This window comes from Variovorax sp. 350MFTsu5.1 (assembly GCF_048302515.1).
Lineage (GTDB): Bacteria > Pseudomonadota > Gammaproteobacteria > Burkholderiales > Burkholderiaceae_C > Variovorax > Variovorax guangxiensis.
The window spans coordinates 333,937-345,392 of sequence record NZ_CP157620.1; the positions used below are offsets into that span (position 1 = coordinate 333,937).

The following is an 11,456-nucleotide window of genomic DNA, read 5'->3' on the forward strand; positions in this document are numbered from 1 at the left end:
GAGGCTCAGCCGTTGCGCGGCGACGCTGCGCCCGCCAGCGTCACCTGCTGCGGAAACCCCACCCACACCGCCAGCGCCGAATAGTTGTCCTGCGAATCATCGGCCTTGGCTTCCGCCGCGCGGCGGATCAGTGCCAGCCATTCCTCCGCGCTGTCGGCCAGCTGCAGCGAGCGCTCCATCACCTGCTGCGAGATCAGCTGCCAAAGCCCATCGGTGCAAAGCAGGAATGCATCACCATCGGCCAGCCGCTGCGGCGCGGTGATGGTGGCCTCGGCGGTCGCGCGCGCACCGAGCGCGCGGTACAGCAGATTGGTTTTCACCAGCCGCTCGCCGCCGTTCTGATGGCTCGCGGCCGCATCGCCCGAGCGTTCCGACAGGCTGTGGTCCTCCGTGCGCTGCATCAGCGCGCCGCGGCGGAACCAGTAGAGGCGGCTGTCGCCCACGTGCGCCCAGCAGGCCTGGTTGGTGATGCGGTCGACGAACAGCGACACGAAGGTCGCGCTCATGCGGCTCTGCTCGGTCAGCTCGCGCTGCTTGGCAAGGATGGCGTCGTTCGCCGCCTTCACGCAGCGCTGGATGTTGTCGGCCGCCAGCGAGGGCGCAGCGACGAAGGTGTCGAGTGCGGTGTCGACCGCGATGCGCGAGGCCAGCTCGCCGCCCGCGTTGCCGCCGACACCGTCGCTCACCACGAAGCAGCCGTTGCGTTCGTCGAGGTGGTAGCCGATGGCGTCCTGGTTGCCGCTGCGCTCGCCGACGCAGGAGAACTGCGAGGTCGAGATCGGCACGGCGAACGAGGAGGAGGACGAGGAAGAGCGTGTGGCTTCAAGCACGGCGCATCTCCTTCAGCCGTTCCATCTCCTTGTCGTAGGCCTGCTGGAAGGCCCGGCCGAACACGGCCTGGAAGTCGTCCTCGACGGCCGCCGTGGTCTCGGTGTGCAGCTGCTGCAGCTCGCGCCACAGGCGCGCTTCGCGGCCGCCAGGCAGCAGCTTCTCGCCGAGGCTGCCGTCGTGAGGGGTGTCGCGGCTGAGAGCGGCGGGGTCGAAGCGCTTGAGCAGCGTGAGCAGCGCGGCGCGCATGCCCGCGACCATGCCGAGCTGGTGCGACTGCAGGTCGCCAAGCGCGTCGTGCACGGCGGCCTCGGGCGGCAGGAAGCCGGGCATGCGCGCACCGAACATCTGCATCAGCACGGCGCGGCCATTGGGCAGGATCTTGAAGGGGTTGTTCTCCTCGTCCACGATCATCGTGATCTCGGCGCGCACCTCGCGCTTGAGCATGGCGCGCGAAGACAGCAGTTCGATGGTGCCGTCGGTGAAGGCACGCATGATGCGGCCGAGCCGCTGCATGGCTTCGATGTCGAGCGGCTGCTGGCCGGCGACTTCCGGAACGCCGGCGCCCTCGAGGAAAGCCCTGAAGAGGGCTTCCGATGACGACGATGGAAGCGCTGCTGTCCCGGGCTGCGGCGTGCTTGCTGGCGAGGGTGCTGACGTCGCCGCTTCGGGTGCCGGGACAGGTTCTGCCACCGGCGGCGGCTCCGTAAAGAGGGGCGGCTCGGGTCTTGTCTCCTGCATCACGGGCGCAGGCGGTGGCGCGGGAGGAGAGGGCGGCGGAGGTGGTGGGGGCGGAACCGGCGCGGGCGGAGGCGAGGGAGGCGGGGGCGTTGCTTCCACTCGCGGCGGCTCGACGACAGGTGCCGGCGCAGGTGCCGGCATCGCCACAGGATTCGGCGGACGGAACTGCGCCGCCACTTCGCGCGCATGGTTCGAATGACTGTAGCCCGGTGGGGCCGGCCTGTTGTTGTGCAGCAGGTCGACCGCCGGGTGCGTGTCGCCCGGCAGCAGCGGATCGGTATGGGTCAGTGCCGTGGGGCGCGGGTCGGAGAGCGGCGAATGCGCGCTCTCGTCGGACGCGAAGAAGGACAGTGGATCGACGCCGCGCTTGAGCGCAACGTCAGACATGTCCCTGGTCGCGTCGGGATTCAGCTCGGCGAGCGGGTCGACCGGATTGCGGCGTGCCTGCGACGGCAGCTCGAAGGGCTCGTGCGCCATCGGGTCGGGCATCGGCGCGGGCGTTGTGTCGACACGGCGCGGTGCGTTGGCGAGGATGGCGTCCCAGTCGGCCGCGGAGGGCATCTGCGACGAGCTGGCGTTCGTGCCCGGGCTCTGCGTGGGCGGAGTCGATTGCGAAAGCGTCGCCCAGGGATCGGGCTGAGGCGCGGGTGCGGGCGCAGGCGGCTGCTGGTATTGCTGCTGCAGCGGTGGAACAAAAGCCGGGCTGGGTGGCGACGGGGCGAAAGCAGCAGGTGGCGGCGGCGCCGGCACCGCCTGGCGCGGCGGCGATGGCATTGCCACCGTGGGCTGCGTGTCTCCGATGGGCAGGGCCCCTTCGCCGAACAGGTCGGAGAAGACGTCGGATGCGCCGGAAGACGGAAGCAGCGCGTCGATGGGGCCTGCTGCCGATATCGGTGGCGCGGCCATCGGCGGCGGTGGCATGTACTGAGCCGGCGCCGCTGCCGGTGGCGGGGGAAAGGGCGGGGGTGGTGGTGCAACAGGGCGTGCGGCATGCTGAGCGCTCGAGGCCTCCAGCACATAGCTGCCGATCGTCACCCGGTCGCCATCGGCCACGCGCGATTCCTGCTCGTGCGCGAGCGGGCGTCCGTTCACGCTGATGGGCAGCACCGCGCTCATGTTGCGCAGCACCGCGGCGCCATCGTCGTCGAAGCGCACGGTGGCCTGCAGGCGCGAGATCTGGCGCTGCTCGTCAGGCAGCACAAGATTGTTGTCGGGGCTGCGTCCGATCGTTCCTCCGGGCGCGGCGAGCAATGCCGAGGGGCCCGTGGCCACCGGCCTGCCTGCGTGTTCGATCACTGTCCAACGCATGGCTTCTCCGTGTTGGTCTTCTCGCGCCGCAGTGCCGGTGCGGCCGCGATGTTCTTCATCAACGCTTCATTCGCTTGGCGGCCTCGAACGCGGGGCCCCACACCGGATGCTTGCGCTCCGCCACGTTGAGCTCGAAGGTCGGGAACGCATCGAGGATCTTGCGGAACTGCAGCCGGCATTCGGGGATCTGGTTGGCCACGCAGTAGCTGAAGGCCTCGAGCTTCATCGCATCGAGGCGTGTGGCCGGCTCCGCGGCTTCGAACACCGAGACGCCGCCGCTCTTGAGCGTGCTGAGTGCCTTGGCATAGTCGCCTTCGTCATACGCCTGTTGCGCCTTCTCGAGCGTGGTGCGCGCCACTTGCTGGCTCAGTCGTTCGGGTTGGGGCGCGGGCTCCGGCGGCGGTGTGGTCGTGCAACCGGCGACCGCAAGAAGAGCTAACGCCAGAGCAGGCAGACATGACTTCAATCTTCTCTCCTACCTTGCAAAGGGCAATGAAAAGGCAATGCTTGAGATAGTGTGCCGCTCAGTCGCGACATGCACGCCATGCGCCATCGTAAGGGCGCATGACTTCGATAATATAAGCCGCGAACCCTCGGGAGATTTCAATGCATCGACGAAGCTTGCTACAAGGCGCACTCGCAACCACACCGTTGTTTGCGGGCCTCATCAGCGGATGCGCATCGACGGCCAAGTCAATGCCCACGCCCTACGCTGTCACCATCAGGATCGACGACGGCGTCAATCCGGACGGACGAGGACAGGCCGCTCCCATCCTGGTGAAAGTCTTCGAATTGAAATCTTCCGGTAACTTCGAGACAGCAGACTACTTCGCATTACAAGACCGTGACAGGGAAACGCTGAGCACGGAACTGGTCAACGCCGACCAGGCGATCATGCGCAGCGGCGAGGAGCGGGTGTTCAAGCGCGAGGCCGGTCTGGACTCGCGCGCCATAGGCATCATCGCCGGTTATCGCAAGCTGGAGGCCGCTCGCTGGCGCATCGTGCTGCCGCTGAAGGAGCCCAAGCAAACCAACCTGTACAAGGTGTGGCAGTTCTCGCCGAGCGAGCAGGCCGTGCATGTCGCTGTGCGCAAGACAGGCATAGAGCTGCTACCAAGTCGTTAACTTTGGACCGAAGGTATTGATTCGCTAGTACCAAAGTGCGAGAAATTCATAAGCGAAATGCGGTGCAAAACGTAAGACTCGACGTGTAGCATCGAGAGCAAAACAAGTGGACCGGGAGGCCGCTCTCCAGCGCATCTCCCGCTCCGGCGTGAGCACTCCCCAGGAGGACTTTTTGGTGACAGTTCGCAATCGGGGCGCCGCAAAGAACGGCGCTCATCCGCAGGCATTGGCGAATCGCGTTGTGTGGTCCGAGGGCATGTACCTGCGCCCGCAGCACTTCCAGCAAATGGAACGCTATGTCGAGCAGTACGTGACCCGGCGCACCGCGGGCCTGCAAGGCGCCTACTGGGGCTGGCTGCACCTGGACATCGATCGCGACGCCTACGCGCTGGGCCGCGTGTCGCTGCTCGGCGGCGCGGGCGTGATGCCCGACGGCACGCCCTTCTCGTTCGGCGCCGAAGACGCGCCGCTTCCTTATGAAGTGCCCAGCGATCTCACCGACGAACTCATCGTTCTCGCGCTGCCCTTGCGCAGGCCCGGCAGCGAGGAAGTCATCTTTTCGGAAGACGAAGGCTCCGCCGCGCGCTTCGGCGTGATCGAACGCGAGGTGAACGACGGCAATGCCGTCGCCTTGGGCCCGGCCGTGCTGCAGCTCGCGTCACCACGCCTGCGCCTTGCGCGTGCGTCTTCCCTCACTGCCGAATGGCAGGCCATCGGCGCGGTCCGCGTGATCGAGCGCCGCACCGACCACAAGCTGGTGGTCGACGCCAACTACATCCCGCCGGTGCTCGACGCCTCCGCGCACGCCATGCTGCGCAGCATGATCGCGGAGCTGCACGGCCTGCTCACGCAGCGCTCGGAGGCACTGGCCTCGCGCCTCTCGCAACCCGGCCGCGGCGGCGTGAGCGAAGTCTCCGATTTCCTTCTGCTCGAACTGGTCAATCGCTATCTCGCGCTCACCTGGCATGCGCAGCAGGCCGTGCAGGTGCACCCCGAGGAGCTCTTCGTCGACTGGCTCAAGCTGGCCTGCCACCTCGCCACGCACACTTCGCCCACGCGCCGGCCGGTGCTGTGGCCGATCTACGACCACGATAACCTCAACGAATGCATTCGCCCGCTGCTCGAAGAGCTCCGGCGATCGCTCTCCGCCGTGCTCGAGCAGAGCGCGATCGCCATCGAGCTCGAGGAGCGCAGCCACGGCGTGCGCGTGGGCCGCATGCCCGACCCGGTGCTGGTGCGCAACGCCGGCTTCGTGCTCGCGGTGCATGCCGACCTGCCGGCCGACGCCATCCAGCAGCGCTTCCCCACGCAGGTGAAGATCGGCTCGGTCGAGCGCATCCGCGACCTCGTGCAGCTGCAGCTGCCGGGCGTGGTGGTGCGTCCGCTGCCGGTGGCGCCGCGGCAGATTCCGTACAACGCGGGCTACCACTATTTCGAACTCGACAAGAGCGGCGACATGTGGCGCCAGCTCGAGAAATCGGGCGGCGTCGCGATGCACCTGGCCGGTGACTTTCCCGGTCTGGCCATGGAGTTCTGGGCCATCCGTCCGTGAGGGACTCTATGAACGGTGTCAACGACATGGCCGTCGGCCCGGGGGGCTTCGTGCCCCCGAACCCGGGTGGCGGCAACGCCGACGCGGGCGGCATGCCCGCCGCGCATCGCGGACTCGGTGCGCAACCCGACTCCTTCACCGCATGGCATGACGCGCGGCGCCCGCATGCGGGCGACACGGCGCTCGCGGGCAACAACCCGCTGGTGGCCGCGGCCAACCCGCTGCTCGACCTGATCCCGCAGATCCGCGCCACCGGCCACCATCCCGCGCCCTCGCAGCTGCGCGAGCACCTCGTCGACGAGGTGCGCCGCTTCGAGACGCGCGCGCAGCAGGCGGGCATCTCGCCCGAGGTGATCATCGGCGCGCGTTATTGCCTGTGCACCGCGGTCGACGAGGCCGCGGCGCTCACGCCGTGGGGCGGCAGCATCTGGTCGTCGCAGAGCCTGCTGGTGATGTTCCACAACGAGACCTGGGGCGGCGAGAAGTTCTTCCAGCTCCTGTCGCGCCTGGTGCAGAACCCGCAGCAGCACCTGCACCTGATCGAGCTCATCTACTTCTGCCTGGCCATGGGCTTCGAGGGGCGCTTCCGCGTCATCGATAACGGCCGCTCGCAGCTCGAGACGCTCAAGCAGCGGCTGCTGCAGATCATCCGGCAGACGCGCGGCGAGATCCCGGTGCCGCTGTCGCCGCACTGGCAGGACGGCAGCGCCCCGGTGCGCCGTTCGCGCAACTGGCTGCCCGTGTGGGCCGTGGGCGCGGTCGCAGCGGTGCTGCTGGTGGGCGTGTTCGCGTTTCTCACCTTCAACCTCGCGGGCCACTCCGACGGCGCCTTCGCTGCCGTCAATGCGGTGCGCCTGCCGCAGGCCGAGCGTGCCGTCGTCATGCCGGCGCCGGTGCCGCGCCTGCAGCGCTTCCTCGAGCCTGAAATTCGCGAAGGACTGCTCACCGTGCGCGACGAGGCGGATCGCAGTGTCGTGGTGCTGCGCGGCGACGGCCTCTTCGCCTCGGGTTCCGACCGCGTGCTCGACCGCTACGCGCCGGTGCTCGCGCGCGTGGCCGACGCGCTCAATTCCGTGGAAGGCAATGTGCTGGTCAGCGGCTTCAGCGACGACCAGCCGATCCGCAGCGTGCGCTTCCCCTCCAACTGGCAACTCTCGCAGGCCCGCGCCGACGCGGTGAAGAAGATGATCGCAGCGCGCATTGCGCGGCCCGAGCGCCTGCGGGCCGAAGGCCGCGGTGACGCCGACCCGCTGGTGCCCAACGACTCGCCCGCCAACCGCGCCCGCAACCGCCGCGTCGAGGTGACGCTGCTGGTGGCGCCGGTGGCTCCTGTGCCGCTCGTTGCCCCCGCGCCCGTACCTGCCCCCGCACCGCGCTCCGGAGGCACCCGCTGATGCTGCGCGCCATCTTCCGTTTTCTCATCAGCCGCGACCTGTGGGTCTTCCTGGGCCTGGTCGCGCTCGCCTTCCTGATCTGGGTCATCGGCCCGGCCATCGCGGTCGGCCGCTACCGTCCGCTCGAAGACGAGATCGTGCGCATCGTGGTCATCGTGCTGATGTTCGCGATCTGGCTCGTGCGCGTCATCTACCGAAAATGGCGCGAGCGCCGGCTCAACGCGCAGCTGCTCAACCAGCTGCGCACGCCTTCCAAGAGCGAGAAAGAGGCCAAGCCCGAGGACGCGCCCGAGATCAAGGAGCTGCAAAGCGGCTTCACCGACGCCACCAACATCCTGAAGAACATGCGCTTCGGCGCGGATGCCGACGGCAAGCCCGCGAGCCGCTTCTCGCTGTTCGACCGGCAGTACCTGTACCAGTTGCCCTGGTACATCTTCATCGGCGCGCCGGGCTCGGGCAAGACCACCGCGCTGGTCAACTCCGACCTCGACTTCCCGCTGGCCGACCAGCTCGGCAAGGCGGCGGTGCGAGGCATCGGCGGCACGCGCAACTGCGACTGGTGGTTCACCAACGAGGCGGTGCTGATCGACACCGCCGGGCGCTACACCACGCACGAGAGCAACCGCGAGACCGACGAGGGCGAGTGGAAGGGCTTCATCGAGCTGCTGAAGAAGTTCAGGCCGCGCCAGCCGATCAACGGCGCGATCCTCACCATCAGCATCGCCGACCTGCCGCTGGCCGACGACGCACAGCGCGCGCGCCACGCGATGGCGCTGCGCAAGCGGTTGCTGGAACTGCGCAACGACCTTGGCATCGATTTCCCGGTGTACGTGCTGGTCACCAAGACCGACCTGCTGGCCGGCTTCAACGAGTACTTCGGCTCGCTGGGCCGCGCGGAGCGCCAGCAGGTGTGGGGCTTCACCTTCCCGATCCAGGGCAACCCGGCGAAGGCCGGCAAGGGCAACAAGGGCGCGGCGCCCGTCGGTGCCGACCTGCGCGAGCGCTTCCACCAGGAATACAAGCTGCTGCACCAGCGCCTGGACGAACGTCTGCCCGAGCTGCTCGCGGCCGAGTCCGACCCGATGCGCCGCGCGCAGGCCTACCTGCTGCCGCAGCAGTTCGCGAGCTTCGAGGACATCCTCGGCACCTTCCTGGCCGACGTGTTCAACCCGTCGAAGTTCGAGGCCGCGTCGATGCTGCGCGGCGTGTACTTCACCAGCGGCACGCAGGAAGGCACGGCCTTCGACCGCGTGATGGGCGCCATCAAGCGCTACCTGCAGGTCAATGCGCCGCCGGCGCCGCCGCCGGGTCCGGGCAAGAGCTACTTCCTGAAGGACCTGCTGCAGCAGGTGATCTTCCGCGACGCGGGCGTGGCCGGCACCAACCTGCGCTGGTACCGGCGCAAGCGGGCCATCGACATCGCGGGCTACAGCGTGATCGGCGTGCTGCTGGTGCTGCTGCTGGGCGCCTGTGTGAACAGCTGGCGCAACAACAAGGAGTACGTGGCCGAGGTCGACACCAACGCCAAGGCCTTCAACAAGGCCGCCGCGCGCGGCGAGCTGCCCACGGTGGTCGACACCAGCGGCGACATCGCCAGTTCTCTGCTCATCCTCGACAGGCTGCGCGACCTGCCGAAGTCCAGCCACTTCGACATCGGCGATCCGCCCACCTCCTACCGCTTCGGCCTGTACCAGGGCGAGAAGCTGCAGGCGGCGACCGACGGCGTCTACCAGCGCGCGCTCGAGACCGTGCTGCTGCCGCAGGCCGCGCAGCGCGTGGAGCAGTCGCTGCGCGAAGCCGCCAAGAACGACGCCGAATACAGCTACGAGGCGCTCAAGGCCTACCTCATGCTGTACGACGCCGAGCGCTACGACGCCGACTTCCTGCAGGCCTGGCTGCTCACCGACGTGGACCGCAAGATCGGCGCCTCGCTCACGCGCGAGCAGCGCGCCAACCTGGAGTCGCACCTGAAGGCGCTGTTCTCGGGCCGCGTGGTGACCTCGCCCTTCGCGAAGGACGACAGGCTCATCACGCAGACGCGCGAGCGCCTGGCCGGCGTGCCGCTGGCGCAGCGCTCGTATGCGCGGCTGCGCCGCATCCTGCTGCAGACCAGCCAGCCCAATGCCTTCACCATCGCCGAGGCGGGCGGCGCCGAGTCTGCGCTGGTCATCCGGCGCGCGAGCGGCAAGCCGCTGACCGACGGCATCCCGACGCTCTTCACCTACCGGGGCTACTGGGACATCTTCGACAAGCGCATGGCCGAGACCGCGCTGTCGCTCGAGCAGGAAGACCGCTGGGTGCTGCAGATCCGCGCGCCCGGCATCGCCGACATCACCTCGCGCGAGCTGCTGCTGCGCGAGGTGCGCCGGCTCTACCTCACCGACTACATCAAGGTGTGGGACGACTACCTCGTCGACATCCGCCTGGCCGACAGCCGCTCGCTGCTGCAGAGCATCCAGATGACGCGCGTGCTCTCGACCGCCGAGTCGCCGATGTCGCGCATCATCCGCGGCGCCGCGCGCGAGACCGACCTCCTGCGCAACCACGACGAGGCCGCGCGCAGCCTGCTCGACCAGGCGCAGAACCGCGTGCAGAGCACGCGCGAGCGCATCGAGCAGCTCATCGGCCAGCCTGACGGCAGCCAGCGCCGCAACACGCGCGTGGACCGCCCCGAGTCGCTGGTGGACAACCACTTCGAGCCGCTGCGCCGCATGGTCACCGCGCCCAAGCAGGGCGGGCAGGCGCCCATCGACGCGACGGCCGCACTCATCAACGAGCTCTACAACTTCCTCACCGCCACCGACACGGCGCTGCGCAGCGGCAACATCCCGCCGACCAGCGACGCGGTCACCAAGGTGCAGGCAGAGGCGGGGCGCCTGCCGGTGCCCTTCCAGGGCATGCTGAACGACCTCTCGGCCACCGCCTCTTCGAAGGCGGCTGCGGTCACGCGGCAGAACATCGGGCAGAGCGCGGCGGCCAGCATCGGCTCGTTCTGCAATCAGGCGATCGCGGGGCGCTATCCGTTCACGCGCGGCTCCAGCCGCGACGTGGCTTCGGGCGACTTCGCGCAGCTGTTCGCGCCGGGCGGGATGATGGACGACTTCTTCCAGAAGAACCTCATCACGCAGGTCGACACATCGGTCAACCCGTGGGCCTTCAAGCGCGGCGTGGACGGCAGCGCGGCGGGACGCTCGGCCTACCTCGATTCCTTCCAGAAGGCGCAGGCCATCCGCGACGTGTTCTTCTCGGGCATGGCGGGCGGGCGCACGCCCTCGTTCACCATCGATATCCGGCCCGAGGACATGGACGCGGCGCTCACGCAGTTCACGCTCGACGTCGACGGCCAGACGGTTCGCTACGCTCACGGCCCGCAGGCGCCCAGCACCATCAAGTGGCCGGGCCCGCGCAACAGCAACCAGGTGCGCCTGCAGGTGACCACCGCCAACGGCACGCCGGCCGGCGGCATCGTGACCGAAGGGCCGTGGGCGCTGCACCGGCTCTTCGACAAGGCTTCCATCTCGGCGGGCAGCTCGCCCGAATCCTTCAACGCCAGCTTCGACCTGCAGGGCAAGAAGGTGGTGCTCGCGGTCACCGCCAACAGCGTCTACAACCCGCTGCGCCTGCCGCAGATGAACAGCTTCTCGTGCCCCGGGAAATCATGAACACCCCCAGGCTTCGCGCACTTCGTGTCGCTTCTCCAACCCCCTTGCAGGGGGCAACACCTGCGGCCCGGCAAAGCCGGTTCCGCGGTGTTCCTGGCATATGCCGCGATGTTGTTTCGAGGCACATGCAATGAACAGCAGCCTTCCCCCGCAAGCCTGGGTGCCGGTCGACGAGCAGATCGGCTGGTACGGCAAGCTGCCCTCCGCCGGCGACTTCCTCTATCGCCGCATGCCGCGCGAGCTGCAGGCCTGGTGGGACCGCTGGATGCAGAACGGCCTGGGCAGCTTCAAGCGCTGGCCCGACGCGATGACGCGCCACTACGCGGTGGCGCCGGTGTGGAACTTCGCGATTCCCGCCACGCAGGGCGTCGACGCGGTGCAGTTCGGCTGCATCGCACCCAGCTGCGACCGGGTGGGCCGCTATTACCCCGTGTGCATCACCCTGCAGGTGGCCGCGCGCAATTACCGCCCCTCGGTGCTCGAAGGCTCGGCCGAGTGGTACTGGCAGTGCGGCAGCGCGATGCTGCAGGCCATCCGCCACGGCGTGGCGCCCGACCAGTTCGACAGCCAGGTGCTGGCGGCCGGCCGCGCGGGCTTCCAGACGGCCAGCGGCGGTTCGGACGACATCCTTTCGATCCTCGGGCCTACGGCCGGTGGCGCCAGCGCCCAGCAGCGCCTGGGCTGGCCAGAGCTTCCACTGTGCTTCGACCCTTTCGGCAGCACCAGCTACTGGTGGACCAACCAGGCCGACGGGTCTCCGTTGCGCACCGCGGCCCATGGCGGCGGGCTCAACACGCCGCTGTTTTCCAAGTTGTTTTCGCAGGGACATGTGCCATGGGCATGAAC

Annotated in this window: 8 protein-coding genes; 5 read left to right on the top strand and 3 right to left on the bottom strand. The window is 68.4% G+C overall.

Annotation, left to right across the window (positions count from 1 at the left end):
- Positions 1–5 precede the first annotated feature (5 nt).
- Genes ABL843_RS01435 through ABL843_RS01445 form a run of 3 tightly spaced genes read right to left on the bottom strand, consistent with a single transcriptional unit; the run spans position 6 to position 3,235 of the window.
- Positions 6–830: a PP2C family protein-serine/threonine phosphatase gene (locus ABL843_RS01435; RefSeq protein ID WP_126022478.1), complete on the bottom strand. Its 825-nt coding sequence runs from the start codon at positions 828–830 to the stop codon at positions 6–8.
- Positions 823–2,877, bottom strand: coding sequence for a type VI secretion system-associated FHA domain protein TagH (gene tagH / locus ABL843_RS01440; protein WP_418118728.1), 2,055 nt, complete (start codon positions 2,875–2,877; stop codon positions 823–825). The genes ABL843_RS01435 and tagH overlap by 8 nt, the downstream gene beginning before the upstream one ends.
- Positions 2,878–2,935: 58 nt before the next feature.
- Positions 2,936–3,235: a TssQ family T6SS-associated lipoprotein gene (locus ABL843_RS01445; RefSeq protein ID WP_311737037.1), complete on the bottom strand. Its 300-nt coding sequence runs from the start codon at positions 3,233–3,235 to the stop codon at positions 2,936–2,938.
- A gap of 338 nt (positions 3,236–3,573) precedes the next feature.
- Between ABL843_RS01445 and tssJ the strand changes: the two genes are divergently transcribed.
- From tssJ to tagF, 5 genes are all read left to right on the top strand, one after another.
- The gene (tssJ, locus tag ABL843_RS01450; protein WP_240650660.1) at positions 3,574–4,002 is read left to right on the top strand and encodes a type VI secretion system lipoprotein TssJ; all 429 of its coding nucleotides are present in this window, start codon (positions 3,574–3,576) and stop codon (positions 4,000–4,002) included.
- A gap of 256 nt (positions 4,003–4,258) precedes the next feature.
- Entirely contained in the window at positions 4,259–5,554 is a 1,296-nt protein-coding gene (gene tssK, locus ABL843_RS01455; RefSeq protein WP_240650671.1) for a type VI secretion system baseplate subunit TssK, read from the top strand.
- 8 nt (positions 5,555–5,562) lie between these two features.
- Complete coding sequence (locus ABL843_RS01460) at positions 5,563–6,948, top strand: DotU family type VI secretion system protein (RefSeq protein ID WP_418118729.1); 1,386 nt, start codon at positions 5,563–5,565, stop codon at positions 6,946–6,948.
- Positions 6,948–10,610, top strand: coding sequence for a type VI secretion system membrane subunit TssM (gene tssM / locus ABL843_RS01465; protein WP_418118730.1), 3,663 nt, complete (start codon positions 6,948–6,950; stop codon positions 10,608–10,610). Before ABL843_RS01460 ends, tssM begins: the two co-directional genes overlap by 1 nt.
- 130 nt (positions 10,611–10,740) lie before the next feature.
- Entirely contained in the window at positions 10,741–11,454 is a 714-nt protein-coding gene (gene tagF / locus ABL843_RS01470) for a type VI secretion system-associated protein TagF (protein ID WP_418118731.1), read from the top strand.
- The last annotated feature ends 2 nt before the right edge of the window (positions 11,455–11,456 follow it).